This window comes from Halorientalis sp. IM1011 (assembly GCF_001989615.1).
In the GTDB taxonomy this organism is placed as follows: Archaea; Halobacteriota; Halobacteria; order Halobacteriales; family Haloarculaceae; genus Halorientalis.
In genome coordinates this window covers 2,109,305-2,135,124 of the sequence record NZ_CP019067.1, presented here as the reverse complement: position 1 = coordinate 2,135,124, position 25,820 = coordinate 2,109,305, and the positions used below count along the sequence as shown (strand labels likewise).

The 25,820-nt window shown below is 68.1% G+C and carries 32 protein-coding genes; 16 read left to right on the top strand and 16 right to left on the bottom strand.

The annotated features are described in order from the left end of the window. Positions 1-31: 31 nt before the first annotated feature. Positions 32-1,075 carry a DUF4352 domain-containing protein gene (locus BV210_RS10830; RefSeq protein ID WP_077206681.1) on the top strand — a complete coding sequence of 348 codons (1,044 nt, stop codon included), beginning with the start codon at positions 32-34 and terminating at the stop codon, positions 1,073-1,075. Here the strand turns inward: BV210_RS10830 and BV210_RS10825 are convergent, their stop codons facing one another. Then, on the bottom strand, positions 1,076-1,528 hold the full coding sequence (locus BV210_RS10825; RefSeq protein ID WP_077206680.1) for a PaaI family thioesterase: 453 nt from the start codon (positions 1,526-1,528) through the stop codon (positions 1,076-1,078). A gap of 214 nt (positions 1,529-1,742) precedes the next feature. On the opposite strand from BV210_RS10825, the gene BV210_RS10820 reads away from it, so the two are divergent. Further along, positions 1,743-2,405 (top strand): helix-turn-helix domain-containing protein, encoded by a 663-nt coding sequence (locus tag BV210_RS10820; protein WP_084802616.1) that lies wholly within the window; start codon positions 1,743-1,745, stop codon positions 2,403-2,405. 27 nt (positions 2,406-2,432) lie between these two features. Here BV210_RS10820 and BV210_RS19860 read toward each other — a convergent pair whose 3' ends face one another. Next, entirely contained in the window at positions 2,433-2,594 is a 162-nt protein-coding gene (locus tag BV210_RS19860) for a hypothetical protein (RefSeq protein WP_157525967.1), read from the bottom strand. Positions 2,595-2,904: 310 nt separating this feature from the next. Beyond that, positions 2,905-4,191, bottom strand: a complete 1,287-nt coding sequence (locus tag BV210_RS10815) for an NUDIX domain-containing protein (protein ID WP_077206679.1) — start codon at positions 4,189-4,191, stop codon at positions 2,905-2,907. Positions 4,192-4,269: 78 nt separating this feature from the next. Here BV210_RS10815 and BV210_RS10810 point away from each other — a divergent pair, with 78 nt between their 5' ends. The 6 genes from BV210_RS10810 (at position 4,270) to BV210_RS10785 (ending at position 11,239) form a co-directional block, all read left to right on the top strand. Then, the gene (locus BV210_RS10810) at positions 4,270-4,767 is read left to right on the top strand and encodes a metallophosphoesterase family protein (RefSeq protein WP_077206678.1); all 498 of its coding nucleotides are present in this window, start codon (positions 4,270-4,272) and stop codon (positions 4,765-4,767) included. 351 nt (positions 4,768-5,118) lie between these two features. Next, on the top strand, positions 5,119-5,787 hold the full coding sequence (locus BV210_RS10805; protein WP_077206677.1) for a hypothetical protein: 669 nt from the start codon (positions 5,119-5,121) through the stop codon (positions 5,785-5,787). Between the two features lie 205 nt (positions 5,788-5,992). Then, on the top strand, positions 5,993-7,303 hold the full coding sequence (locus BV210_RS10800; protein WP_077206676.1) for a DUF445 domain-containing protein: 1,311 nt from the start codon (positions 5,993-5,995) through the stop codon (positions 7,301-7,303). After that, the gene (locus tag BV210_RS20465) at positions 7,300-8,946 is read left to right on the top strand and encodes a DUF4393 domain-containing protein (RefSeq protein ID WP_077206675.1); all 1,647 of its coding nucleotides are present in this window, start codon (positions 7,300-7,302) and stop codon (positions 8,944-8,946) included. Before BV210_RS10800 ends, BV210_RS20465 begins: the two co-directional genes overlap by 4 nt. A gap of 578 nt (positions 8,947-9,524) precedes the next feature. Beyond that, entirely contained in the window at positions 9,525-10,274 is a 750-nt protein-coding gene (locus BV210_RS10790; protein WP_077206674.1) for a coenzyme F420-0:L-glutamate ligase, read from the top strand. Further along, positions 10,271-11,239, top strand: a complete 969-nt coding sequence (locus tag BV210_RS10785; RefSeq protein ID WP_077206673.1) for a 5,10-methylenetetrahydromethanopterin reductase — start codon at positions 10,271-10,273, stop codon at positions 11,237-11,239. Before BV210_RS10790 ends, BV210_RS10785 begins: the two co-directional genes overlap by 4 nt. Here the strand turns inward: BV210_RS10785 and BV210_RS10780 are convergent. After that, positions 11,232-11,423 carry a hypothetical protein gene (locus BV210_RS10780; protein WP_077206672.1) on the bottom strand — a complete coding sequence of 64 codons (192 nt, stop codon included), beginning with the start codon at positions 11,421-11,423 and terminating at the stop codon, positions 11,232-11,234. The genes BV210_RS10785 and BV210_RS10780 overlap by 8 nt on opposite strands. Before the next feature lie 77 nt (positions 11,424-11,500). On the opposite strand from BV210_RS10780, the gene BV210_RS10775 reads away from it, so the two are divergent. The 5 genes from BV210_RS10775 to yciH all read left to right on the top strand — a co-directional run bounded on the left by BV210_RS10775 (position 11,501) and on the right by yciH (position 16,609). Beyond that, positions 11,501-11,824 (top strand): hypothetical protein, encoded by a 324-nt coding sequence (locus BV210_RS10775; protein ID WP_077206671.1) that lies wholly within the window; start codon positions 11,501-11,503, stop codon positions 11,822-11,824. A 180-nt stretch (positions 11,825-12,004) separates the two neighbouring features. Then, positions 12,005-12,967, top strand: a complete 963-nt coding sequence (locus tag BV210_RS10770; RefSeq protein ID WP_077206670.1) for a MoxR family ATPase — start codon at positions 12,005-12,007, stop codon at positions 12,965-12,967. Continuing rightward, positions 12,964-14,046, top strand: coding sequence for a DUF58 domain-containing protein (locus BV210_RS10765; protein ID WP_077206669.1), 1,083 nt, complete (start codon positions 12,964-12,966; stop codon positions 14,044-14,046). The genes BV210_RS10770 and BV210_RS10765 overlap by 4 nt, the downstream gene beginning before the upstream one ends. Next, positions 14,043-16,235 (top strand): DUF3488 and DUF4129 domain-containing transglutaminase family protein, encoded by a 2,193-nt coding sequence (locus BV210_RS10760; RefSeq protein WP_077206668.1) that lies wholly within the window; start codon positions 14,043-14,045, stop codon positions 16,233-16,235. The genes BV210_RS10765 and BV210_RS10760 overlap by 4 nt, the downstream gene beginning before the upstream one ends. Positions 16,236-16,315: 80 nt before the next feature. After that, on the top strand, positions 16,316-16,609 hold the full coding sequence (gene yciH / locus BV210_RS10755) for a stress response translation initiation inhibitor YciH (protein ID WP_077206667.1): 294 nt from the start codon (positions 16,316-16,318) through the stop codon (positions 16,607-16,609). 48 nt (positions 16,610-16,657) lie between these two features. On the opposite strand, the gene BV210_RS10750 is transcribed toward yciH, so the two are convergent. From BV210_RS10750 to engB, 7 genes are all read right to left on the bottom strand, one after another. Continuing rightward, positions 16,658-17,017: a rhodanese-like domain-containing protein gene (locus BV210_RS10750; RefSeq protein WP_077206666.1), complete on the bottom strand. Its 360-nt coding sequence runs from the start codon at positions 17,015-17,017 to the stop codon at positions 16,658-16,660. Then, on the bottom strand, positions 17,014-17,661 hold the full coding sequence (locus BV210_RS10745; protein WP_084802615.1) for an NUDIX hydrolase: 648 nt from the start codon (positions 17,659-17,661) through the stop codon (positions 17,014-17,016). Before BV210_RS10745 ends, BV210_RS10750 begins: the two co-directional genes overlap by 4 nt. After that, positions 17,658-18,065 (bottom strand): hypothetical protein, encoded by a 408-nt coding sequence (locus BV210_RS10740; RefSeq protein ID WP_077206665.1) that lies wholly within the window; start codon positions 18,063-18,065, stop codon positions 17,658-17,660. Before BV210_RS10740 ends, BV210_RS10745 begins: the two co-directional genes overlap by 4 nt. A 49-nt stretch (positions 18,066-18,114) precedes the next feature. Next, positions 18,115-18,540 (bottom strand): DUF5809 family protein, encoded by a 426-nt coding sequence (locus BV210_RS10735; RefSeq protein ID WP_077206664.1) that lies wholly within the window; start codon positions 18,538-18,540, stop codon positions 18,115-18,117. Positions 18,541-18,564: 24 nt separating this feature from the next. Further along, on the bottom strand, positions 18,565-19,047 hold the full coding sequence (locus tag BV210_RS10730) for a DUF5810 domain-containing protein (protein WP_077206663.1): 483 nt from the start codon (positions 19,045-19,047) through the stop codon (positions 18,565-18,567). A gap of 31 nt (positions 19,048-19,078) precedes the next feature. Next, positions 19,079-19,552, bottom strand: coding sequence for a ribosomal protein S18-alanine N-acetyltransferase (rimI, locus tag BV210_RS10725; protein ID WP_077206662.1), 474 nt, complete (start codon positions 19,550-19,552; stop codon positions 19,079-19,081). A 318-nt stretch (positions 19,553-19,870) separates the two neighbouring features. Next, positions 19,871-20,488 (bottom strand): GTP-binding protein EngB, encoded by a 618-nt coding sequence (gene engB, locus BV210_RS10720; protein ID WP_077206661.1) that lies wholly within the window; start codon positions 20,486-20,488, stop codon positions 19,871-19,873. Between the two features lie 110 nt (positions 20,489-20,598). Between engB and BV210_RS10715 the strand changes: the two genes are divergently transcribed. After that, positions 20,599-21,897: a TIGR00341 family protein gene (locus BV210_RS10715; RefSeq protein WP_077206660.1), complete on the top strand. Its 1,299-nt coding sequence runs from the start codon at positions 20,599-20,601 to the stop codon at positions 21,895-21,897. On the opposite strand, the gene BV210_RS10710 is transcribed toward BV210_RS10715, so the two are convergent. Beyond that, a complete protein-coding gene (locus BV210_RS10710) occupies positions 21,898-22,863 on the bottom strand; it encodes a GTPase (protein ID WP_077206659.1) in 966 nt (321 codons plus the stop codon). A gap of 147 nt (positions 22,864-23,010) precedes the next feature. On the opposite strand from BV210_RS10710, the gene BV210_RS10705 reads away from it, so the two are divergent. After that, the gene (locus BV210_RS10705) at positions 23,011-23,373 is read left to right on the top strand and encodes a DUF5518 domain-containing protein (RefSeq protein ID WP_077206658.1); all 363 of its coding nucleotides are present in this window, start codon (positions 23,011-23,013) and stop codon (positions 23,371-23,373) included. Positions 23,374-23,375: 2 nt separating this feature from the next. On the opposite strand, the gene hisE is transcribed toward BV210_RS10705, so the two are convergent. The 4 genes from hisE to BV210_RS20770 form a co-directional block, all read right to left on the bottom strand. Next, positions 23,376-23,669, bottom strand: a complete 294-nt coding sequence (gene hisE / locus BV210_RS10700; protein WP_077206657.1) for a phosphoribosyl-ATP diphosphatase — start codon at positions 23,667-23,669, stop codon at positions 23,376-23,378. A gap of 22 nt (positions 23,670-23,691) precedes the next feature. Then, entirely contained in the window at positions 23,692-24,138 is a 447-nt protein-coding gene (locus tag BV210_RS10695; protein WP_077206656.1) for a bifunctional nuclease family protein, read from the bottom strand. 51 nt (positions 24,139-24,189) lie between these two features. Continuing rightward, positions 24,190-24,774 (bottom strand): pyridoxal 5'-phosphate synthase glutaminase subunit PdxT, encoded by a 585-nt coding sequence (gene pdxT, locus BV210_RS10690; RefSeq protein ID WP_077206655.1) that lies wholly within the window; start codon positions 24,772-24,774, stop codon positions 24,190-24,192. 75 nt (positions 24,775-24,849) lie between these two features. Beyond that, on the bottom strand, positions 24,850-24,975 hold the full coding sequence (locus BV210_RS20770) for a hypothetical protein (protein WP_256385536.1): 126 nt from the start codon (positions 24,973-24,975) through the stop codon (positions 24,850-24,852). Between the two features lie 143 nt (positions 24,976-25,118). Here BV210_RS20770 and BV210_RS10685 point away from each other — a divergent pair, with 143 nt between their 5' ends. Beyond that, positions 25,119-25,805 (top strand): helix-turn-helix domain-containing protein, encoded by a 687-nt coding sequence (locus BV210_RS10685; protein ID WP_077206654.1) that lies wholly within the window; start codon positions 25,119-25,121, stop codon positions 25,803-25,805. Positions 25,806-25,820 lie beyond the last annotated feature (15 nt).

Genomic DNA, 25,820 nt, shown 5'->3' with positions numbered 1-25,820 from the left:
TTATACCGGGTGTCGGCGTAGCGCCGACGACATGACCGACGATCCCGTTTCTCGACGCGCGCTCCTTCGAACCGGCGTGGTCGCAGGCAGTCTCGCACTCGCCGGCTGTTCCGGCGACGGCTCGACGACGCCCACGGGCCAGCCGGGACTCTCCGGCGGGACCGTCGGTTCGGGTGAGACCACAGGCGACGGCGCCCCGACCGACGACGCGGCCGACCTGGACAGCGAGCGCCCGTCGACCGTCGTCGGGCAGCGGATCCTCGACGAGTCAGTCGGCTTCCTCGTGGAGGGCGTCGACCGCCGGGCACGACTCGGTGGCGAGGGCGAGGCCCCCAGCGGGAAGGAGTACCTCGTCGTCGTGCTGTCGGTCAAGAACCGGGGTGACGAGGCCCTCGAGATGAGTGACCTGACCGACTTCCGGCTGACCGACGGCGACGGCACGACGCGTGAACGGCTCAGGCTCGTCTCACAGACGGGGAGCCAGTTCACCGAGGGACTGCTCGTGCCTGGCGAGACTATCCGCGGGTTCGTCGCGTTCGAGGTGGCGGCCGACAGCCAGGGCTGGTCGTTCGTCTTCGACGTGAACGCCGTCGAAACGGACTTCGAGCGGGTGACCGTCGATCTGGACGCGGAACCCCAGCGGCAGGAGTCACGATTCCGCCAGTCGCTTCGCGTTCCCGTCGAGGAGGTCGGTGCGGAGGCCGCCGCGGCGGACCTCACTGTGACGGTGTCGGAGGTGCGAACCGCCGACAGCGTCGGTGGGGCGACAGCGGGCGAGGGCCGGGAGTACCTCTTTCCGACGGTCCGTATCGACAACGCGAAAGACCGGACTGCGTATCTCGGCCTCGTTGGACAGACGTTGTTGACAGGCGCGCGAGGGACGCCGCAGGCGCTCGATCTGGGCGTCCAGCAACAACTCGACGCCGCGTTGCCGCTGAGTCCGAACGTCCCGTCCGGCGAGCACGTCGAGGGGGAGATCCCGTACGTCGTCGACGCCGGGGCCAGCCCGCTGTATTTCTCCTTCGACTTCACCTCGAACGGGGCCGACGAGAAAGCGATCTGGCAGCTTCGGTGACTATTCGTCGCCCGGGGTTCCTTCCTGCTCGTCGTCGCCGCTGCGGACCCAGGGCGTGCCTTCGCTGTCGCCGCCGGTCTTGTAGATGCCTCGGGCCGAGGCGACGTGGTGTTCCTCGGCGTCCCAGACGTCGATGTCGGTGACGGCGACGCTGCCACCCATTCGCAGGACCTCCGCTTCGGCGTAGAGGTCGTCCGTCGCCGGTGCGAGGTAGTCCATGCGCATGTCGATCGTCGGGGCCACGTCCTGGGCCAGCGAGATGACGGCCGCGCCGCCAACGGTGTCGGCCAGCGAGTAGGTGACGCCGCCGTGGGCCACGTCGCCGCCGGGGACGGAGGCCAGTTCCTCGCGCATCTCGACGCGTCCTTCGGCGTAGCCGTCCTCGGCCTCGGTCAACTCGATGCCGACCAGGTTCGTAAACGGCATGTACGAGAAGATTTCTGTTACGTCCATACGCCTCCATACGACCACCGCAAAATAAGGGTTCAGAAGATAAACGACGGGAGTACACACGCGGTCGGATCCACGTAGCCGCGTCCCGTAACGGGGGGCAGTGCCGAGAGATGATCACGCAACACCCGACACACGACGTTCGATCGCTCGCCGACCAGCCCGGCCACACGGGAATCGCCCACACACTGCCGGACGGACGAGAGGTCCCCGACTCATGATGCGGTACTTCACGTTCACGTTCGTCCCGCTCGAAGAGCGATACTTCCACCCGGCGCTGGCCGAGGCCCGGGACCACCCGGACATCACCCTCGAACAGATGAAGTACATCAACCTGTTCGAGGACGAGACCGGCGTCGTCCTGCTCGGGGGACGCGGCGACGAGACCGCGGCCGAGGCGCTGTTGGCCGACAACGACGACGTCATCGACTGGGAACTGATCCCCAGCAACGACGAGAACGGCTACTACGCCTACATCCACTTCACCGGCCGCGAACCGGCGGTCGGGCTGTTGAAACTGCTCGACGAGTACCGCCTCGTCCTCGAACTCCCCCTCCGGTTCACCAGCGAGGGCTATCTCCGCGTGACGGTGATCGGCACCGACGACAACATCCAGCAGGCGCTCCGGAACGTCCCCGACACGATCGACGCCCAGGCGACCCAGATGGGCGAGTACAATCCCGACGACGAGCGTGCCATCGCCGGCCTCACCGAGCGCCAGCGCGAAGTGCTGGAGGCGGCCGTCGAGATGGGATACTACGAGGTCCCGCGGCAGGCCACATACGAGGAGATCGCCGACGTCTGTGACTGCACCGTCGGCACTGTCGGCGAACACCTCAACCGCATCGAGTCACAGATCATCCACTCCGCGATGGATTGAGCCGGTGTCCGTCGGCCGACGGCCGGATCAGCCGACGATACCGGCCCAGTCACAGTCGGTACAGGCGAGCACGCCCTGCCCGTCGACGACGGTCGATTCGCAGGTCGGACAGGACGAGACGTGTGTCGCTACCCTGTCGTGGTCGCTCCCCAGTCGCTCCGTCTCCGGTGTCGATTTGTGCTGTAGCATGGTTCACTCCGGTCAGCAGTCGCGCTCGCGGCCGGCTCCCCGCCCGGCCGCGCTCCCCGTGCGCGAACCGCTGTCCCGTACCCGTACGTACGATCACGTCCTATATAGGGATAGCCCCTTTTACGTGTGAAACCGCCGGACGTGAGAGGGGCGGGCGTATCACCTTAATCGCATACCAATGCCAGCGCGACACATGGTCGTCGCTGGGCGAGTCGGAACGGGCGGCTCGGAGAAAATCTCTCGTCACACGGGGCTCGGAGGGGGTAACCCTTCGTCACTGCCGCCCGGGTGAGCGTATCCGACCGCGCGGCTAAGCCTTTGCGTTCCAGTCGGCCAGCTCGCGGTGGTCGTCGGCGACCGACCCGATCTCGGCAGGGTCGAGTGGGCCGTCCTCGGTGAGGAGGCCGGTTACCAGCTCCGGCGGCGTCACGTCGAACAGCGGGGCCGCGACAGACAGGTCGGCGTCGCCGTCGTAGACCGTCGCCGGATCGGCCGGTTCGAGGTGGAGGTCGGTTCCCGGACTGATCTTGTCCCGAGCCGCGACGACGTACAGGGGTACGTGTTCGCGTTCGGCGGCGAGCGCGAGCGCGCGCGTTCCGACTTTGTTGACCACGCGCCCGTCCGCGAGGACTGTGTCGGCACCGACCAGCGCGGCGTCGTAATCCCCCTCGGCCAGGAGCCAGGGGAGCGCCGCGTCCGGGGCAAGTGTCACGTCGTCGCCGGCCTCGGCCCGGCGCTCTGCGACGCCGACGCCCTCCCCACCGGGCCGGGATTCGGCGACCAGCAGGCGCTCGGGATCGGCCGAGGACAGCGTGCCCTCGACGGTCCCCGACCGCGAGAGCGTGACGAGGGCCTCGCCCGCCACCCGCTCGGCGGCGCGGTCGGCAGCGGTGTCGTCGGCGGCGAGCGCCGCTTCGATTCCCTCGTGGGCAGATCCTTCGACTGCGGACGGCGTTCGCTCGTCGGCGTCGTGCAGCACCCGGTTGACGCGGTTGCGAACGACGGTCATCGAGGGCCGGGCGGCCAGCAGGTCGCGGGCGCGATCCGCGAGGGAGCCCCAGTCGCCGGCGTCGCGCTCTGTGGCGAGGGCGGCGTCGTCGCGGAGGACTTCCAGCGCGCGCACGGAGAGGTACGCCGATCCGTGGTCGCGGTCGTCTGCGACGGTGTCGACGGTCGGGCGCACCCGGTCGTAGGAAGTCCAGAGTTGCGGCACCGTCCGGCGGCGCAAGATCTCGGTCGGCGGGACCCACTCACAGTCGGTCGTCTCGTCGTCGAGGGTCACGTCACGCGACGTGCAGTCGAAGAGGTACGGGTGAACCAGCCAGCGCCGATCGAGATCCGCGTCCTCGACGGGGAACGGGTCGCCGCGGCGGACGAGCGTGACGGCGTCGGCGAGGCCGGTCTCCTCGTCGATCTCGCGGCGGGCGGCCGCGTCTGGCGTGGAGTCGGGATCGGTCGCGGGTTCGTCCTCGCGGGCGACGTGTCCGGCGACGCCGCCCCACCGGCCGGTGTAGGAGCCGACGGCCTCGCTCCGGCTGAGGAGGAGCACGTCCCCCCGGTTGCGCAGGAAGCAGGTGACGACCGGCGTCTCGTCCATGGTGGCAGTGGCGTCTGAACGAGCAAAAGCCTGCGCCCGACGGGACGGTTTTTGTCGATCCCGGTTCGAGTCGACGGTATGGAGGTCGCCATCGTCAGCGACACGCACGTCCCCTCCCGGATCGCTCGGATCCCCGACTGGGTCCGCGACGAACTGCGCGCGGCGGATCACGTCGTCCACGCCGGTGACTTCGACTCCGCGGACGCGCTCGCGACCGTCGAGGACCTCGCGAGCGACCTGACGGCTGTCTCGGGGAACACAGACGTGAATCTCGGCTTACCCACCGTCGAGACCGTGACGCTGGAGGGCGTCGAGTTCGTCGTCACCCACGGCACCGGGAGTCCGGTCGGATACGAGGACCGCGTCGCCGAGACCGTCCGCGAACACGCCGGTTCCGGGCCGACCGTCGGTGTCGCCGGCCACACCCACAGAGTACTGGACACGACTGTCGACGGCCTCAGGCTGCTCAATCCCGGGAGCGCGACCGGCGCACCGCCTGCGACGACGGTCACGATGCTGACTGTCACTGTCGAGGACGGCGACCTCACCGTTTCGGTTCACGAACGCGACCGGTGACGTTTTCTCCGTCGTGGGAAACAAACCCCGCAAACCGCGTGTGTTGGTCCCTGACAGGGTATTTAATGGAGCCCACATTTATGGCACCAACTAAATATGGAAAAGAAACCAACCTGAACGTGTACAGGGAATGTTGGACGGGGTTAGTAGAATCGAGTGGAGTCCGTCTCGCCCGGGACGACCGTCAGTCGTGACGGGGACGTGGAGCGACCGACGTCAGGATCACTGGCGGCCGGTCGGTATTCCGGGCTCCCGTGGGGGGAGAGACGGTGGACGTCCCCAGCGACGAAACTGTCGGCGACGCCGGTCCGGCATTCCGGTAGCAACCAGCGACAGATTGGAGGTAACACAATGAGCGACGACAACTCACCGATCAGCACGGTCTTCGAGGTGCAGCGTCGGACGATCGAAACGGGACAGGACGTCATCGAGCAGACGCTCAAGGTCCCGAAGGCGGCCAACGAGTCCCTGCACGGGACCATCGGCGACCAGAAGAAGGCCCAGCAGGACACCGTCAAGTTCGTCCAGGACACCATCGACCAGTTGCTCGACACGGTCGAGAACGCCACGCCCGAGCAGGGCGAGGATACCGTTCAGGACATCCGCGATGCCGTCGACGAGGGCTTCGAGGAACTGCTGGACCAGCACGAGCAGGCACTCGACAACATCGACGAGAACTACGAGCAGACGCTGGACCTCTACGAGGAACAGCTCGACCAGACTCTCGAGATTATCGACAAGCAGTTCGAGGTCCTGATCGAGGCCAACGAGACGGCCGAACAGCAGACCATTGACGCCCTCGACGAGCTCGTCGACCAGTTCGAGGAACTCCAGGACGAGGTCAGCGAGCAGGCCGAGGACCTCGGCGGCCGCTTCGAGGAGCAGGCCGAGGAGTTCGAGGAAGCCTTGGGCGACCAGATCGACCGCTACCGTGAGCAGGTCGACGACCTCCAGGAGCAGTTCGAGGAACTGCCCGACGAGGTCGGTGCCGACAGCGACGACGATACCGCCGAGGCGTAACCGGCGAGTCGGCGGCATCGCGCCGCATCGTTTCCGAACGAAGGGGGAGCGCGGATGCACGGGTTTCACGTACGTCCAGAGAGATGATGCCGGCACGAGACGGATGTGGGGGAGTACCAGGGGGACCGGGAGTCGGTGGTGTATCGGACGGCACAGCCAGTATCGGAGTCGCTCGATCCGGCCCGAGAGCCGCGGGTGACACAGTATGATCCCCGCGCTCGACTCCGTGCTGGCGTCGCTCCCACCGCTCCAGTGGAATCTGATACTGATCCCACCGATCACCGGCATCATCGGCTACATCACCAACTGGGTCGGGATCCGACTGCTCTTCTACCCACTGGAGTTCCGCGGGGTCAGAGTCCCCGGGCTGAAGCAACTGGCCCCGATGCTCCCGATGAAGATCCAGCAGATCCCGGGTATCCTGGAGGGGAAGGTCGGCTGGCAGGGGATCATCCCATCGCGGTCGGCGAAGATGGGCAGCGTCGCGTACGACTCCTCCATCGCGAAGATCGCCAACCAGAAGGAGTTTTACGAACGGCTCGATCCCGACCGGATCGCCCAGCACATGGTCGCCCAGTCGCGTGAGAACGTGCACACGTACATCGACGACCTGCTCTCGAAGAAGGAGCCGGTCATGTGGAACAGCATCCCCGACGGGGTTCAGCAGTTCATTCACACCCAGGTCGAACAGGAACTGCCGGCGGTGACCGAGCGGATCATGCAGACCACCGCCGAGCACATCGACGAGGTGTTGAGCCTCAAGCTGATGGTCATCGACTACCTCGACAACCATCCCGAACTCCTCAACCGGATGTTTCTGGAGGTCGGCGAAGAGGAGCTATCTTTCCTCGTCAACTCCGGGTTTTACTTCGGAACCCTGCTTGGCGTGTTTTCGATCCCGCTGTACCTGTTTTTCGACGGGGCCTGGTGGGTGCTCCCGATGTCGGGCGTGTTCGTGGGGTATTTCACCAACTACATCGCGATCAAGGCGATCTTCAACCCCCAGGAGCCGATCGAGATCGGCCCGTTCACTCTCCAGGGACTCTTTATCCAGCGTCAGGAGGAGGTCGCCGAACGGTACGGTCAGATCGTCGCCGAAGAGATCATCACCGTCGAGAACGTCGCGCAGAACCTGCTGTACGGGAAGCGATCCGACCGGACGCGGCGGCTGATCGAGGAGGCGATTCGCCCCACGCTGGACGAGGCGCTGGGGATGGCCGCACCGGTCGTCCGCGTCGCGACCGGTGACAGGCGCTACGAGGAGATCCGCGACGCGCTGGCGACGGAGGGGGTCGAGTACACCCTCGAACCGCTCAAAGACGAGGAGTTCAACCGCGAGCGGGCGGTGCCGGTCAAGGAACTGATCGCGAGCCGAATGCAGGAGTTACCCCCACAAGACTTTACCATGACGCTGCGTTCTGCTTTCAAGGAAGACGAGTGGCTGCTCATCGGTATCGGGGCGGCCCTCGGGTTCGTCGCAGGGTGGGTTCAGCTGCTGGTGGTGACCACAGTATGAGCGAATTCGACGACGGCGAACGGAAACCGGGCGACACCGAACCGGACGGTGGGGACAGCGCCGACTGGGTATCAGAGATCGCACGCGAAACCGAGGGGACCGCCGACGCCGACACCGGCGACGCGCTCGATCCGTCCTCGGTCGTGCGCCTGTTCGACATCCTCGGGGTGGCCACCGACGAGCGCGACCTCGGACGGGAGCAGGTCGACCAGTTGCTCGACGTGCTGGAAGCGTCCATCGTCACGCCGACGCCGCTCGATCCGGGCGAGACCGAGCGCCTCCTCTCGGTGCTCGAGTCGGCGGTCGTCGATCCGGCCGACCCCGACGCCACCGAGGAGGCCCTGTCGGTGCTGAACACGGCCATCGTCGACCCGGCGGGCGCGTCGGCGACCGAGACCGACGGCGTCCTCTCGGTACTGGAATCGGCGATGACGGATCCGACCGTCGCCCAGGAGGGAGTCGAGGAGGCGTTCACGATGTTCGACGCCGCGCTCGCGACGCTGACCGACCCGTCGGACGACTCCGAGGAGGTGCTCTCGACGCTGGACTCGACGGTCACGAGCCTGCTGGACCCGTCGGTCGACACCGACGAACTGGTGACCTCGCTCGACGACGCCGTCGCCGACATGGCGGACCCGGCGACCGACTCGGGGGACGCGCTCGCGTCGGTCGATTCGGTCATGTCTCACCTGCTCGCCCCGGACGGGGCGGACGAGGACAAGTTCTCGCCGCCGGACCTCGACGGGGACGACCACCCGGCGCTCTCGACGGCCGGCGACCTCGACGACTCGTTCCGGGTCGCCCGGATCGGGGCGGCCGCGCTCCAGCGATCGTCGGGCTACTCCGTCCGGTCGGGCGTGCGGACCGGCCCGCGGCTGGTTCGGGCCGCGGCCACCTCGGAGTCGATGGTCGACATGGTCGAGGAAGTGCGGTCGATCACGCTCGACGAACTGGATCGCCTCGGCGTCGACACGCCCGTCGAGAACGACGAGACGGACGTGGAGCGGACGACCACGTCGCTCCCGGCCGACAAAGACCGACTCCAGCGCCGCGGGGCGCGCCTGATGGAGGCTTCGGCCGACGTGGACTACGTCGAGGAAGTCCACCCGGCCTACGCGTCGATCCTCGACCAGATCGCGCCGGACGAGGTGCGCATCCTCCGACTCCTCGCTACCGAAGGTCGCCAGCCCTCGATGGACGTGCGGGACGTGGGGTGGGTGCCGATCAGTTCGGAACTCGTGGCGGCCGGGATGACGATGATCGGCAACGAGGCGGGCTGTCAGCACCTCGACCGGGTCCACGCCTACCTGAACAACCTCAAGCGACTGGGCCTGATCTGGTTCTCGGACGAACCGGTCGAGGACCTCAACGAGTACCAGATACTGCAGGCCCAGCCCGACGTCCAGGAGGCCATCGAGGAGGCCAAACGCGCCAAACTGATCCGGCGGAGCATCCACCTGACACCGTTCGGCGTCGACTTCTGTCGGGAAGTGCTCCCCATCGAGGTCGTCGTCGAAACGGCCGCCGGCGTCTACGAGACGCCCGAAGCGCCCGCGTCACGCGAGGTGCCCGACCGGCCGGCGATGCCCGAGGACGCGACACGCGAGACACTCGACGCTGGCGACCCCTCCGACCGGGAGTGAGCGGCGGTCGGGACACCGACGACTGATTCTGTGACTCGTGGGAGCACGCCGAGAGTGAGAAAGGGGGAACGCGTGTGGGGGAGCGTCCCGTGGTGTTGGGAATGGGTAGGGGAGTTCGAGGGGTGGTGGGGGAGCGTTCGACGGAAGTTCGGGGGTGTTGGGAGACGTCTATGGGAGTCGAGGGGAGGGGAGCGGGCAGGTGGCCGAAGGCGACCCGTTTCCCGGCGGCGTCGATCGGTGCCGTCCACACGAGCGCCCGCGTCGGCACGCACACCGATGGATCCACCCCGACAGCGATCGCCGGTCCGGGGTCGTCGCCACATCGGTCACCGCACTCGGAGTGACGATACGTCGCCACTTCAACTATTCGCCTTTACCTGATATATACCCCTGCGTCGATAGCCGGTAGTTTAAATATAGTATATAAAAATAGCCGAATATTCGGTCGTGAAAGGAAACCGTCACGTATTCCGGAAACCTCCGGCAGTTTAAGTAGGGACCGGCGTGGGCGCGTCGGCGATGGTGGCCGACCTTGCCAGTGGCGCGTCCCTTTTTGTCGGCCACCCCACAGTGGGGGTATGGAGGTGTTCGCGGTCCCGGGATTGCCGGAGATCCGGCCGGGCGACGATCTGGCCGGACTGATCGAGCGGCAGGTCCGGCTCCGGCCCGACGACGTGGTGGTCGTAGCCAGCACGGTCGTCTCGAAGGCAGAGGGGCGGACGGCCGATCTCTCGGATTTCGAACCGGGCGCACGCGCCCGCGAGATCGCCGAGCGCCTGACGGACCTGACCGGCGAGGAGAAAGACCCCCGGTTCGCACAGGCAGTGCTGGAGGAGAGCGAGTCGCTGTTGCTGTCGGCTCCGTTCTTGCTCACCAAGACGCAGTTCGGCCACGTGACTGTCAACGCGGGCATCGACCGGTCGAACGTGCCCGACGCCGACCTCCTCTTGCTGCCCGAAGACCCCGGCGCGAGCGCGCAGGCCCTGTCCGAGGCGCTGGATCGGCCGGTGATCGTCTCGGACACGTCGGGTCGACCGTTCCGGCACGGCCAGCGGGGCGTCGCGGTCGGCTGGGCCGGGTTGCCCGCCAGCCGCGACTGGCGGGGCGAGGCGGACCGCGACGGCCGGGAACTCGGCGTCACGGTCCAGTCGGTCGTCGACGAACTCGCGGCAGCGAGCAACCTCGTGGCCGGCGAGGGCGGCGGCGGCACGCCGGCGACCGTCGTCCGCGACTGGCAGTTCGGCGAGCACGCCGGCAGCGACGACCTGTTCCGGGACCGGGCGGACGACCTGGTCCGGCAGGCACTGGAAGCGTGGGAATACCCATGAAGGCAATCGAACTCACCCCCGAGCATCCGATCGAAGAGGTTACCGAACTCGCAGTCACCGCCGAACGGGTCGGCTTCGACACCGTGCTGGCGTCCTGTCACTACTTCAACCGCGATCCCTACGTCGCGCTGGACCGGATCGCGGCGGCCACCGACGAGGTGGCGCTGGGCCCGGCGGCGGCCAACCCCTACGACACACACCCCGTGGCACTCGCCTCCCGGGTCGCGACGATCCAGGAGGTCAGCGACGGCCGCGCCGTCTTCGGCGTCGGGCCCGGCGACCGGTCTACCCTGTCGGCGCTGGGCGTCGACCGCGAGAAACCACTCCGTAGAGTGCTGGAGACGTTCAAAGTCGCACAGGACCTGTGGGCCGGCGAGTCGGTCGACATCGACGGCACCTTCCGGGCGGCCGACGCCGACCTCGAATACGAAGTCGCGGGCGAGATTCCGGTCTACGTCGGCGCGCAGGGGCCACACATGATCCGGATGGCCGCGAAACACGCCGACGGCGTCCTCTACAACGGCTCACACCCTCGCGATATGGCCTGGGCGGCCGAACAGGTCGAGGAGGGACTGGACGAGCGGCCCGACGAACGGGGCGAGTTCGACTTCGCGGCCTACGCGAGCGTCAGCGTCGCCGACGAGGAAGCGGCCGCCCGGGAGGCCGCCCGGCCACCGGTCGCGTTCATCGCCGGCGGCGCGGCCCCGCCCGTACTGGACCGTCACGATCTGGATCGGGAGCGGGCGGAGGAGATCGGCGGGGCCATCGAGGCCGGCGAGTTCACGGAGGCGTTCGGGCTGGTGAGCGAGGCGATGATCGACGCGTTCTGTATCGCGGGCACGCCCGAGCAGGTCGAGAACGAGGTCGAGGCCGTCATGGAGTACGCGGACAGTTTCGTCGTCGGCGCACCCCTCGGCCCGGATCTGGAGCGGGCGGTCGAACTCGCGGGCCGGGTCCTCAACTGAGGTCCGGGATCACGGCGGAGACGACCGCCCCGAGGGCGAGATAGCCCGTGAAGGCGACCGTGCCGGCGATCAGGAGGCCGCCCACGGTCACCAGCACGGCGCTGAGTGGGTCCGCGGTGGCGACTTCGGTGATGCTCTGTGCGAGTTCCGGAATACTGGTCACGATGTCGACGAGGCCTGCCATACCCGAGGGTTGGAGGGCTGGTACTTGTTTCTCGCGGTTCGCCGAAGTTCTAAGGCGGCCGGGCACGCAGGGCCGGTATGGACGACGCCTCGCTGGAGGAGTTCGTGGACGCGAGCGGCGATAGCGAGGACGACCGCAGTGAGTCCTCGGAATCCGCGAGCGGGGAAGGACGACCCGCGAGGGGCGAGGACGAACGCAGTGAGTCCTCGGAATCCGCGAGCGGTACGGGGAGCGATGGGAACGAGGGTGACGCGGGTGACGAACCCGACGGCGTCACGCCGGCCGCGTCGACGTACGCCTGGAGCGGAGACGGCGCCGAGTGTGTGTCCTGTGGCGAGTCCACCGACCGCCGCTGGCGGGACGGCGACGACCTGGTCTGTGCCGACTGCAAGGAGTGGTGATGGTCAGCCGACTGATACAGCAATATTACGTGGGACCGGCCCGAACGGCGCATGTGAACGGCACCGACGGTCGCTGGCTCGCCGGACGCTACCTCCGAGCCAGCGGTTCGTTCGGCCGGTTCGACGAGACAGGTTACGGTCCGCCGTGGACCCGTGACTCGCCCCCAATCCCCGCTATCCATGACTGACGCAGACACATCGACGGTAGGACAGGAGGCAGACGAGGGCGTCGAGGCAGCCGGCGCGCTCGCCCGCCGAGTCGCCGAGAACGTCGGCGAGGTGATCGTCGGCCACGACGCGGAGATCGAACACATCCTCACCGCGGTGCTGGGCCGCGGGCACGTCCTGCTGGAGGACGTCCCCGGCGTCGGCAAGACGATGCTCGCCCGCTCCATCGCCGCCTCCTTCGACGGCTCGTTCAAACGCGTGCAGTTCACGCCGGACCTGTTGCCCTCCGACATCACCGGCGTCAACGTCTACAACCAGAAGACCGGCGAGTTCGACTTCCGGCCCGGCCCGGTGTTCGCCAACGTCGTGCTGGGCGACGAAATAAATCGCGCACCACCCAAGACCCAGAGCGCCCTGCTGGAGGCCATGGAGGAACAGCAGGTCACCGTCGACGGCGAGACCCACGAGATGCCCGATCCCTTCACCGTGATCGCGACCCAGAACACGGTCGAGCGCGACCGGACCTACGAGCTCCCGATGGCCGAACTCGACCGGTTCATGAAGAAACTCCACCTCGGCTACCCCGACACCGACGAGGAGGCCGAGATGCTCGGCCGCGTGGTGGGGGACCACCCCATCGAGGACCTCTCGCCGGTGGCCACGCTCGGGGACCTCCAGGCCGCCCGGACGGCGGTCAGCAGAGTCACCGTCGAGGAGCCGGTCCGGGGCTACGTCACTCGGCTCGCCGAGTACACCCGTGAACAGGCCCAGCTGGGCGTGAGTCCACGGGGATCCATCGCGCTCCTGCGGGCGGCTCAGGCGCGGGCGGCGCTCGCGGGCCGGAGCTACGTGATTCCCGACGACGTGCAGACGGAAGCGCGGGCGATCATGCCCCACCGGGTCCAGACGGCGACGGGCGAGCGGACCGGCGAGGAAGTCGTCGCCGAGACGCTTTCGACCGTTCCGGTAGAATGAGACCGACCTGGCGCACCGTCGGCGTGGTCGGCGTGGCCGTCGGGTCGATCCTGATGGCGTCCGCCTCGGGTGCCCGGGCGCTGAACGCGCTGGCCGCGCCCGCGCTGATCGCACTGCTCGTGAGCGTCCTCCAGGTGTACCGCGCCGGCCGGCCGGAGATCGACCGCGAGGACCCCGCCCCCGGCCATCCCGGCGAGTCACGTACCGTCGCGTTGACCGTCGACGGTGGGGCGCTCGCGCGGGTGACCGACGCCGTACCGCCGGGCGTAGCGGCCGAGGGGAACGACCGCCGGGTGACGCTCCCGGCCACCGTCGAGTACGAGATCGAACTCGGGGCGCGGGGCGCGTGGGACCTCGGACCGCCACGCGTCGTCGTGACCGACGTGCTCGGCCTGTTCGTGCGCTCCTTCGAACCCGAGGGGAGCGCGACGGCGCTGGTCTACCCGCCGCTCGTGGACCTGCGCGAGGACGACGCCGTCGCGCGCCTGCTCGGTCAGGAGACGGCGACCGACCGGCAGGCCTTCGACACGATCCGGGAGTACGCGCCGGGCGACCCGCTCCGGGACGTCCACTGGAAATCCAGCGCCAAGCACAGCGGGGACGACCTCGTCGTCAAGCAGTTCGTCAGCGAGCAACGCGAGTCGACGCTCTCGATCGCGGCGGGGGCCACGACGGGCCACGACGACGCGATGGCGTCGGCCGCGGCCAGTCTCGCGGTGCTGGCGCTCGATCGGGGCCTGTCGGTCGGAGTAGCCTGTCCAGCCGGCGAGGTGTCGCCCGGTCGGGGGCGCGCCCAGCGGCGACGCGTCCTCGAACTGCTCGCGCGCACGGGTTCGGGACAGCCGGCCCGACCGGCCCGGGAGGGGGCGGACGTGGTCCTCACCGCCGACGACGAGGGCGTGACCGCGACCATCGACGGACAGGATCACCGGCTCTCTATCGGCTCCACACCGCCGGAATCACCCGCTGACGACGGCGAGCGGGCGCAGGCGACGGCGGACAGGGATAAAAGTGACAGCGACGGTATCGGCGACGCCGCAGTCGGAACCCCAACGGCCGAACGGGAGGTGTCGCGATGAGTACCGACACCGGAGGGGCGACCGCGGAGGGAGCGCTCGACGCGGCGCGGCGGCCCTGGACCGCGGTCTTCGAACCGCGCGGGCTGGCCCTGCTGTCGGCGGGCGTCCTGCTGTTTTCCTTCACCTTCCCGCTGTACGGGATCATCGACGTGGTCGGCGATCCCAATACATTCTTGCTGGTCGTGGCGACGACACTGGTGGTGGCGACGGGGCTGTCGCGGGTCGTCGGGGCGTGGACGGCCCTGCCCGTCGGGCTGGCGCTACTGGTGGTCGGCCTGGGGACGTACGCGGCGGCACTGCCGGCGGACGTGCTCGCCCAGCAGGACCGCATCGTCGGCGACGTGGTGTCGCTGTTTCTGGGACTGTCGGTGTTGCGCCTCCAGATGATCGAGCTTTTCGCGCTGGCGTACACGCCGGCGCCCGTCTTCCTGACGTGGTACCTGGCGCTCCGGCGGCGGTACGTCGGGACGGCGCTGGTCGGTGGGGCCGCGCTGACCTTCTTCGTCCTCACGGGCGACGTGGAGACGCTGGTCGCGTTGCTGGGTGCGCTGGGTGCGGTCGGGACCGTCGGGTTCGGTCGGCTCGAACGGTTCGGCGGGACCGATCGGGCCGTCGAGACGATGGCGGTCGTGCTCGCGGCGATGGTGGTCGTGACGATGACCGTCAGCGTCGTCCCCGGCGGGGCGGGGACGCCGTTCGGGCTGTTCGGGGACGGCGGCACCGACACCATCGAGGGGAGTCTGATCGACTCCGACAAGCGCGTCTCGATCCAGGGGTCGATCAGCCTCTCGGAGGAGGTCCGGTTCACCGTCGAGAGCGAGCGGCCGACCTACTGGCGGACCGGCGCGTACGACCGCTACACCGGCGACGGCTGGGTCCGGACCGGATCGACCGTGAGCTATCGTGGCGAGATGCGCGGCCCCCCGGGGGAGAGCCAGGCCGTCGAACAGGCGGTTACGATCGAGTCCAACCTGAACGCCATGCCGGCGGCCTGGAAGCCGGTCAGCGTCGGTGACGACGTGGCAGAGGACACGTCGGTCACCTCGCTGGGCGGCCTCCAGCCGACGGGGTCGTTCTCGCCCGGGGACACCTACACGGTCGTCAGCCGCCAGCCGGTGACGTCCCCGGCCCGACTCCAGCGGGCGGGCGAGGACTACCCCGAGCGGATCGAGTCCCAGTACACGAACCTCCCTGCGAGTACGCCCGACCGGGTCGCGACACAGACCCGGGATATTCAGGACGCGGCCGACGCCGACACGCCCTACGAGACGGCCAGAGCGGTCGAGTCCTACCTCGAACGGGAGAAGGGCTACTCGCTGGACGTGGAGCGGCCCGACGGCGAGATCGCCGATGGCTTCCTGTTCGAGATGAACGAGGGGTACTGCACCTACTTCGCGACGACGATGGTGACGATGCTCCGGACCCAGGACATCCCGGCGCGGTTCGTCACCGGGTACACCACGGGCGAACGGGTCGGCGACGACGAGTACCAGGTCCGGGGGCTGGACTCCCACGCCTGGGTCGAGGTCTACTTCCCCGACGTCGGCTGGGTGCGGTTCGATCCGACACCGGCCGACCCGCGACAGGCCGCGGAGCAGGAGCAAATCGACGACGGCGGCGGGGACGACCTCGGGGAGGTGGACGACGACCCCGAGCCGACGACCGAACCGCCGTCGACCCCGGCCCAGACGGTGGGCGAGTCGACTCCGGACACACCCGTCCCGACGCCGGAGCCGATCCGGACGCAGACCGCCGACGGGACTCCGGACCGGACGACGAGCGACGATGGCGGCGGCCTCCCGCTACCGGAACCGCCGTCTCGGGAGGAGGCTGCGCTCACGCTCGTGGTACTCGGCGGCGTCGTCGCGGGCGCACGCCGGGTGGGCCTGGGCGAGCGCGCCTACCGGGCCGTGTGGCTCCGCTGGCAGCCACGGACCGACCCGAGGAGTGACGTGCAGCGGGCCTTCGAGCGCGCCGAGTACGTCCTCGCCCGTGAGGAGCGACCGCGCCGGGACGGGGAGACCCCGCGGCAGTACCTGTCGGCCATCGACGCCGACGAGCCCGTCGAACGGGTGTATCGACTCCACGAACGGGCGCGGTACGCGGGGGAGGTGACGGGATCGGTCGCCGACGACGCGGTGGCGGCGGCGAACGAGATCGTCGGCGAGCGGACGGGGCCCTTCGGGTGACCGCGGAAACCGGCTCGCGGGGCTTGCTTCCGCCGGTCCCGAAGGTGTTTAATACGTCGGTTTCGTAGGACAGAGTTGTAATGTCGGAAGTCTGCTCGACGTGCGGGCTGCCCGAGGAGCTCTGCGTCTGTGAGGACGTCGCCAAAGAGTCCCAGGAGATCAGCATCCGCATCGACGAGCGCCGATACGGTAAAGAGGTAACGGTCATCGAAGGGTTCGATCCCAACGACGTGGACATGGACAGCCTGTCTTCGGACCTGAAATCGAAGTTCGCCTGCGGGGGCACGGTCGAAGACGGCTCCATCGAGCTCCAGGGCAACCACACCGGACGCGTCGAGGATTTCCTCCGCGACAAGGGCTTCAACGTGGCCTGATCGCTCTCCTCGCCGGCGGTTCGCCGGCCCCAGTACACCCTCGTTCGCTCAGAACGGAGCAGCAGGACCCTCGTCGTCCGCCCGCCCGTCGGCGCCCGCTTCTACCTCGCCGTCCCACGCTTCCAGCCCACCGGCCAGGCTCTGGACCGTTGCGTCGTCGACGGCCTCGGAAGACACGATCAACCGACCGGCCCGGAGGCTGTCGTGGCCGTGGGGACAGACCGTCACGATGCGGTCCGCACCGGCGAACTCGTCGACCCGGGTCGGCAACTGGGGGAACGGGACGTTCTCGCTGCCGGGAACGTGCCCGCGACGGAACGCGGCCGGCGATCGGATGTCGACGATCCGCACGGGTTCGTCGGCGTCGAGCAGCGCCGCGAGTTCCTCGGGCGTGATCTCGTCGATCACAGCAGGTCCTCCGCCTGTGCCAGCAGGATCCCCTCGATCGTGGCGTCGTTGGACGGTTCCTCCCGGGCCACGTCCAGCGCCTCGTCGACGGGGACGGTCGTCACGCTGAGGAACTCGTTGTCGTCGAGGTCCGTCTCGGTCGGTTCCAGTCCCTCGGCGAAGACGATGCCCCGGCGGTGCCGGAGGACGCCGGTCGAACACCAGAACTCCTCGATCAGGGAGACGCCGGCGGCCTCGAAGCCGGTCTCCTCGCGGAGTTCCCGCCGGCCGGCGTCGGTGTAGCTCTCGCCGTCCTCGACGATGCCCGCGGGGAGTTCGAGACACTGCTCGCGGATGGTGGGCCGGTACTGGTCGACCACGACGAGGTGGTCGCGGTCGTCGTCAGCGGTCGTGGATTCAGCCGTGGCCACGCTCGGGACGGCCCCGCCGTCGACGACCGCCACGATCACGACGGCGGCGGGCAGATCCGCCCAGTAGTAGCGTTTCTCGGAGCCGTCGGGCTGGCCGACGCGGTCGTAGCCGCCGGTGTACCAGCCGGTCTCGTACTCGGCGGCCGACTCCAGCACGGGCCAGTCGAAGTCCGCGGGTTCGCGAGCGGGGTGATCCTCGGACTCGAACCGTCGGTGCGTCGGATCGTCGGTCATGGGGTCTGTGTCACCTCCAGTCGGTAAACGGTGCCGTTCGCGCGGACGAACACGGCCGAGTCGGTTGCCGCGGACGCGTTGCGCCCCCGTATCGCGTCGATCTCGTCGAACGGCGAGTGCGTGAACGCGCCCTTGAACCCCACTGGTCCCTTCCAGTACGGCCCCGAGCGGCCCGTGGCGTTCTCGGTCCCGTTGCCGGTCGCGTTCGCCAGCGCGGCCGTCGTGTAGGGATAGCGATTCGGTGCGAGCGCGTCCGCCGGGACGGCCGTCCGGTCGTCCGTGGCCGTCGCCGTCACGTAGTATGGATCGCCGGATTTGAGATACCCGGGGAGAGCACCGAGCGCGAGCAACAGGACGATCGCGACGAGGATCGCAAGCGTCACCCGGCGCGTGATCTGTCGCATACCCGTCCCTCGGTGCGCCGGCCGAAAAACGATAGCGGAACCGGCCGCCCTACTCGCCAGTCACGACCTCGCGATAGACGCTGCCGAACGCCTGCCGGCGGAGCGTCCCGACGGCCGCCCCCTCCCGCTCCTGGAAGGTGGCCGCGACGACCGTCTCGGCGAAGGGAGTCGCGTGCCAGACGACGCGGTCGACGTTCTCGTTGCCGATCACTTCCCGCTCGTAGTCGGGGTGGTCCTCACACCACACCTCGAACTCCGCGGCGGTGCCGACGGTCACTTCGAGCAGGGAGGCGAAGATGGCCTCGTGGGCGGTCGCGACGACCGATCCCGTGACGCGGTCCTCGTACTCCTCGCTGTCGAAATCCATCGCCTTGGCGACCTCCCGGACGCTGGTCTGGGCGGCCGGGCCGACGGCCGCGTACCGCTCCCGGGCCTCGGCCGCCGTCTCCGGCGCGAACACTCCCTCGGTGTGCATACCCGGACCTGTGACTCGCTCCCGTTACTCGGTTTCGGAGTCGGCCGACTCGTCGCCGTCGGCGGCGTTCCGCTCGTCCTCCCCGCTCGCCGTGTCCGAGGACTCGCTTCGCTCGTCCTCGCTATCCCGCATCTGCCGAGTCATCTCTCGGGCTTCCTCCAGAATCTCCTCGTCCGCGCCGTCGAGGCCGCTCAGGTCCTGCGCGCGCTCGCGTCCGCGTTCGACGGCCGGGGTCTCGTCGTCGAACAGCGCGCCGGAGCGCTCGTGGTCGTGATCGTGATCGTGATCCGTTGTGTCTTCGAAGACCTGCGGGTAGTCGGTCTCCTCGGCGAGTTCGGTGACGGTCGCGGCCAGGGCGTCGGCGTCGGCCTCGTCCCAGTCGGGCGCGTGTTCTTCGAGCCAGGCCTCGTGGTCGTCGTCGCCGAGCATGGCGGTGAAGGCGAGGTGGTTCGCCAGATGTTCGGCGTCGGCCTGTGGGTCCGCACACACCGGACAGGTGTATCCCATACCCGAGCGTACGCCCGCGGACGGATAGACCTTACAGGTCGGCGACCAGCACGAGCGCGTTCTCGCCGTCGTCGTAGTAGCGGGGGACGGTCCGCCGGTGTTCGAACCCGAACGACTCGTAGAGGTCCCGCGCCGCGTCGTTTCCCTCCCGGACTTCGAGTTTGACTTCGGCGACGCCCTCGGCGCGCATGACGCCCATCGCCCGCCGGAGCAGCGTGGAGCCGACGCCCTGGCCCCGCTGGTCGGGGTGGACGGCGAGGTCCTTGACGTGGCCCAGCGGCCGCCCGTGGTTGGGGATCGAGTCGGCGACGATATAACCCGCGACCCCGGCCCCGACCTCCGCGATCAGAAAGCCCGGTTCCCCGATAAACCGCTGGAAGGCGGCGAAGGGCCACGGCTGGGGGAACGAGGCCTTCTCGATCCGGTACACCGCGAGCAGATCCGCCTGGACCGCCTCACGAACGGTCGGCGCGGGCGTCTCGGTCTCGGATGCGGGCGTTGTCACGCCTCCCCATTGGCGGCCGGCCCACTAAGCCCTTTCACCACCCCGATCCGAGCGGCGGTCGCCTCGCCACCGACTACGCGATCGACCGTCCGAGAATGTTCGACACTTGTCACGAGGGTCGTCAGCCGGAAGGTTCATTATTATCAGGCTCTAAACTTCGAGCGCACCCAATTTTCGGGTGCCACCCCCCAACATCCCCCTCTACCCCCCGTTTTCTACGCTCCCACCGAGTAACGACGATCTCCATCGCCGGATAGATCCGCGACTCGATCATCCCCCGTATTTTTCACGCGATATAATACGGCGGAATTAACCCTGTCAGAAAAAGGTAAAGAGATCGTCGCGTTGCTGTTCGTGGAGGTGGTTGCGGACGGCCTCGGTCATGGGTTCGATGGAGCCGCGCTTGGCGGTGATCGGGGCGATCGTCTCCTGCCACTGTTGCCACGGCGGGAGCAGTCCGAGTCGGTCACAGAGGGCGTCCAGTCGCTCGTCGCGGTCGTCGACCTTGTCCATCTTGTTGACCGCGACGACGACGGGAATGCCCATCTCGCGCAGGAAGTGGAACATCTCCACGTCGTGTGGGATCTCGTCGGGACCGGAGTGGCGGTCGATGATGTCGATGACGGCTTTGCCGTCGACCACGAGGACGGCGACGAGTATCTGCTCGGCGTGGCGTTCGAGGTAGGCGACGATGTCGTCTTTGATCTCCTCGCGGACCTCGTCGGGGACGCCTTTCATGAACCCGAAGCCGGGGAGGTCGGTGATGACGAAGTCCTCTGCGTTCCAGTCGTAGTGGTTGGGCTGGCGGGTGACACCCGGCCGCTGGCCCGTGTCGAAGGTGTGCCCGGTCAGTTCGCGCATCAACGTGGACTTCCCGACGTTCGAGCGTCCCACGAGGACGACCTCCGCGCTGCGATCCGGCCGCGAATCGAACATGGACGAGCGTAGACGGCTCACGCGGATAAGGGCCGCTGTTTCCGACGGACGGGGTCGAGACGGTCACCACGGCCCACCACGTATTTCCCCTCCCCGTTCGAGGAGCGAGTGTGCGACTCCTCCAGGTGACAATCCCGACGGGGAAACGCGAGACGGTCCTCGGGGCGCTCGACGACGAGGGCGTCGACTACGTCGTCACCGACGAGACCAGCGGCCGGGAGTTCACGGCCATCGTCCACGTGCCGCTGCCCAACCCCGCGGTCGAACCCGTACTCGAACGGCTCCGGGAGGCGGGCATCGACGACGAAGCCTACACCGTCGTCGTCGAGGCCAGCACCGTCGTTTCCCGCCGGTTCGAGGAACTGGAGGACCGGTACGCCGAAGAGGAAGAAGTCGACGAGGGACGGATCGCCCGTGAGGAGTTACAGACTCGGGCGGAGGAACTCGCGCCGGCGCTCCGAATCTACGCGACGATGACGGTCATCAGCGCCATCATCGCCACCGCCGGCCTGTTGCTCGACTCCCCGGCCGTCGTCGTCGGCTCGATGGTCATCGCCCCACTGATCGGCCCGGCGATGGCCGCGAGCGTCGGCACGGTGCTCGACGAGCAGGAACTGTTCAACCGCGGCGTCAAGCTCCAGGTGCTCGGCATGTCGCTGGCGGTCGTCAGCGCCGCCGCCTTCGCCGTCTTCGTCCGGTACGCTCACCTCATACCGCCCGGTATCGAGATCACCGAAGTCCCCGAGATCCGCGAGCGACTGGCACCCGACTTCCTCTCGCTCGCCGTCGCGCTCGGTGCCGGCGTCGCGGGCGCGCTCTCTTTGTCCTCGGGCGTCTCGGCGGCCATCGTCGGCGTCATGATCGCCGTGGCACTGATCCCGCCGGCCGCCACCGTCGGGATCGGCATCGCGTGGGGCCTCCCGATGGTCAGCATCGGCTCCGGCGTCCTCGCCCTGGTCAACGGGCTCTCGATCAACGTCGCCGCCATCGCCGTCCTCTGGTACAACGGCTACCGACCCCGCCACTGGTTCCGACTCGACGAGGCTCGAAGCGCCGTGCTGAAACGCGTCGCCATCCTCGCGGTCGCCATCGCCGTCCTCTCGGTCTTCCTCGGCGGTGTCACCTACAACTCCTTCCAGAACGCCGAGACCGAGGCGGACATTCGCGACGGCGTCGAGGGCGTCGTCGCCGAGAACGAGCGGGCGACACACCTGGACACGCAAGTCGAGTTCACCGACGGGATCCTGTTGAGCCGGCCCGATCGGGTCGTCGTGACCGTCGGCGTGCCACCCGAGAACGGGGAAGCGGTCGGCGGACTCGCCGAGCGAATCGACACTGCAGTCGACGACGGGGCCGGCCACGACGTACGGACGCAGGTCCGCTACGTCACCATCGAGCAAGCCGACTGACTACCGGTCGTCGTAGGGCAGTTCCGGTTCGTACCCGACCGCCTCGACCGCTGCATCGAGCGTCCCCTGAATGTTCTCACCCTCGGTGACGCTCATGTAGTGGTCGGCCTCCACGTCGGTCGAGCGGTCGCTCTTGTTACAGACCGTCAGCACCGGCACGTCCGCGAAGCGCGCTTCCAGCGCGTCCCGGAGTTCCAGTTGCACGTCGAGGGGGTACCCACACTCGCCGCTCGCGTCGACCATCACGAGCATGGCGTCGGCGAGGTGTTCCAGCGCACTCACGGCCTGGGATTCGATCTCGTTGCGGTCCTCCGGCGGGCGGTCCAGCAGCCCCGGGGTATCCACCAGTTGATACCGGATGTGATCGCGCTCGATGTGGCCCACGCGGATCTCGGTCGTCGTGAACGGGTAGGAGGCCGTCTCGTTGCGGGCGTTGGTCACCCGGTTGACGAAGGACGATTTGCCGACGTTGGGGTACCCCGCGACGACGATGGTCGGCTCGTCGGGCCGGATATCCGGCAGCTCACGCAGCGTGTTGCGGGCCTCGTTGACCGCGAGCAGGTCGTCCTCGACCTCCTCGACCACGTCGGCCATGCGGGCGAAGGCCTGCTTGCGGAGTTTCTTGGCCCCGTCGGCGTCGACCTCGCGGAAGCGGCTCTGGTACTCGTCGCGGATGTCGCCTGCCTTCCGGCTGGCCCAGCTGATCTCCGAGAGATGCTGGCGCAGGTCGTCGATACCCACGAGGGCATCGATCAGTTCGCGGTAGAACGGATCGAGTTCGTCGATGTCGGGCCACGCGGTGACGACGTTCTCGAGGTTGTCCGAGACGACGTTCGCTGCGGTCTGGAGCATCGACTGCTGGGCATCGTAGCCGGATTTGGCCCGGCCTGCGCGAGCTGCCCGGGAGAACGCCTGGTCGATCAGCTCCTCCGACGTGGGCGTCGTCGGGAGGTCCTCGAGAATCATGTTGGCGTTCGTAGACGGTTCGGGCATAAAAGCGCGTCCCTTGGCCCCCACTCGCGCCGCCGTGGCCTCCAGCCCGCAACGAACGAGCGACCACCCGACGGCGACCTCGACGGTTTCGTTTTCCACGCGGCGGCCGACAGTGGGGCCATGACAGACTGGCGCGCCGTCGGTATCGGCTTCCTCGTGAGTATCGTCGCCGGGATCTTCGCCTTCGCCATCCCCGTGATCGGCCACATCGGCGCGGGTCTGCTCGGCGGGTTCGCCGCGGGCTACGTCGCCGGCGGTGGGATCGGGAGCGGCCTCTGGCACGGCCTGCTCGCGGGCGCGATCGGTGGGATCGTGCTGGCCGTCCTGTTCGGCCTCGGCGCTGGGCTGGTGGGCGGTGTCGTCGTCGGCCCGGCCGCCGGCCTGCTGGGCGCCGGCGTGTTCGTCTTCGGGGCCGTCGTCGCGCTGGTTCTGGCAATCGACAGCGCCATCGGGGGTGCGGTCGGCGGGCTGGTGGGGAGATAACGCTACCGCCGCTCCCGCAACTCCGCCCGCAGGTCCGACACGTCCATCCCTTTCATCGAGAGCAAGACGAGCATGTGGTAGACGATGTCGGCGGCCTCGTGGGCGATCTCCTCGTGGTCGTCGTCTTTGGCCGCCAGCAGGAGTTCGGTCGACTCCTCGCCGAGTTTCTCCAGCACCGCGTTCTCGCCTTTCTCGTGGGTGAACAGCGAGGCGGTGTAGGAGTCCTCGGGCAGGGTCTCCTTGCGGTCCTCGATCACCGCGAACAGCTCGTCGAGCACGGCGTCGGTGTCGTCCATGCCCGACCTTCGGACGCGGCGACTAAACTTCCATCACTTCGCGGATGTCGTCCATCTCTTCGAACTCCCCGGGGTCGCGTCGGCCCTCCTCGAAGACCGATTCGTCGACCGCCACCGGCGCGTTCGTCCGGGCGGCCAGCGCCAGCGAGTCGCTCGGCCGTGCGTCGATTACGACCGATTCCCGAGGTGTCGCGACGTGGAGGTCCGCGATGTAGGTCCCCTCGTCCACGTCGCTGACGACCACGCGCTCGATCCGGCCACCGAGTTCCTCGACGAGATCCAGCGCGAGGTCGTGGGTCAGCGGCCGACCCACGTCCTCGGCATCGAGCCCGCGGGCGATGCTCGCGGCCTCGTCGAAGCCGACGAAGATCGGCAACTGGTCCGACTCGCCCTCGACCGCGAGCAGGACGACCGGCACCGGCCCCGTAGGCGTGCCGGCGACCCGTACGCCTTCGATTGTCGCGTCCATACCCGATCGGAGGGCGTGCGTGGGCAAAAACCCCGGCTCCCGGCCCGCCGGTCAGTTCTCCGCGAAGAAGGCCAGATCGTGGATCCGCGCGTCGTCGGTCAGTTCCGGGTGGAAGGAGGTCCCGACGACCGGGCCGTCCCGTATCGCGACCGGTCGGCCGTCCCACTCGGCCAGTACCTCGGCCTCACCGACCGACTCGATCAGCGGCGCGCGGATGAACACGGCGTGGAAGGGATCGTCGAGTCCCACCACGTCCAGTGGTGCCTCGAAGCTGTCCTTCTGCCGGCCGAAGGCGTTGCGCTCGACGGTCGCGTCAACCAGATCCAGCGTCTCGACGCGGTCGTCGTTGGCATCCGTCGACAGGACGATCAACCCCGCACACGTCGCCAGGACCGGCTTGTCCGCCGCGACGTGGTCGACGATTTCCGGCGCGATCCCCTCGCTGTGGAGGAGTCGGGAGATGGTCGTCGACTCGCCGCCGGGCAACAGCAAGAGGTCACACTCCGGGACGATGCCCGACTCGCGGATCTCCCGCACCTCGGCGTCCTCGCCGTGAGCGGCGGCTGCCCGCTCGATAGCCCCGGCGTGTTCGCTCACGTCGCCCTGCACGGCGACGACGCCTGCAGTCACAGTCATTACTCCCCGTTAGCGCCTGCGCGAAAAAACGTCTCCGTTCGGAGTCGCGCGTATCGCTCGCTCCGCCCGAGTTCTCTAATCGTCCGCGGCCGCCGGGTCTCCGCTTTCGGCCGCCGTCGCCGCCTCGACCGCCTCCTCGTCCTCGTCGTTCGCCGGCGGGGCCGAGTACATGATCCCCCGACTGGCGCTGTAGCGTGTCATTACCAGCCAGTCTCCGATTCGCACGTAAAACGCTGCCCCTTAAACGGAATTATACTGTTTAATCATACGGCTGGTGAGAGAATTACCCGCACACATCGACGCGGTCCGACACGCACAACTGACGGGGCGGGAATCTGTCGGGCATGGGACTGGTCGCCGAATTCGAGATTGCCTGTGAGGCGCTCCCGCTCGTGTCGGTTGCGAAGGCCGTTCCCGAGACGCAACTGGATCTGAAGATCCAGTACAATCACGGGAACTGGCCGCTGTTCGTCGCGTACGTGTCCGGCGGGGAGATCGAGGAGATCGAACGGGCCTTCGAGTCCGCAGCGTTCGTCGCCGATTACACGCTCGTCGGGCAGGCGGGCGAGACACGGCAGTACCAGACCGTCCCCGCCACGAGTCTGGAGGGGACGCTCGGCGACGCCATCGAAGACCTGGACGGACTGCGCGAGCTAGCGACCACTGACGCACTGATCGAGCGCATCGAGGCCACGCCGACCGGGTGGATCCAGGCCGGCTGGTTCGCCGACCGCGACGCATTCGATCAGTTCCGCGAGTTCTGGCAGGTGAACGCGGGCTTTCGGCTCCGGCGGCTCACCCGCGACGGCGAACCCGAGGCCCCGGGCGAGGGCCTGACCGACCGCCAGCAGGAAGCGCTCCGGACCGCCTACGAGATGGGCTACTTCGAGATCCCACGGATGGCCTCGCTGGACGACGTAGCCGCGGAGCTGGGGATCACTGCCTCCGCGCTATCCGAACGCCTCCGGCGCGCCCAGGCCCACGTCATCGAGACGACTGTCGCCTCGACCTGGCCGCCACTCCCCGACTGATACTTAAACGGCCGG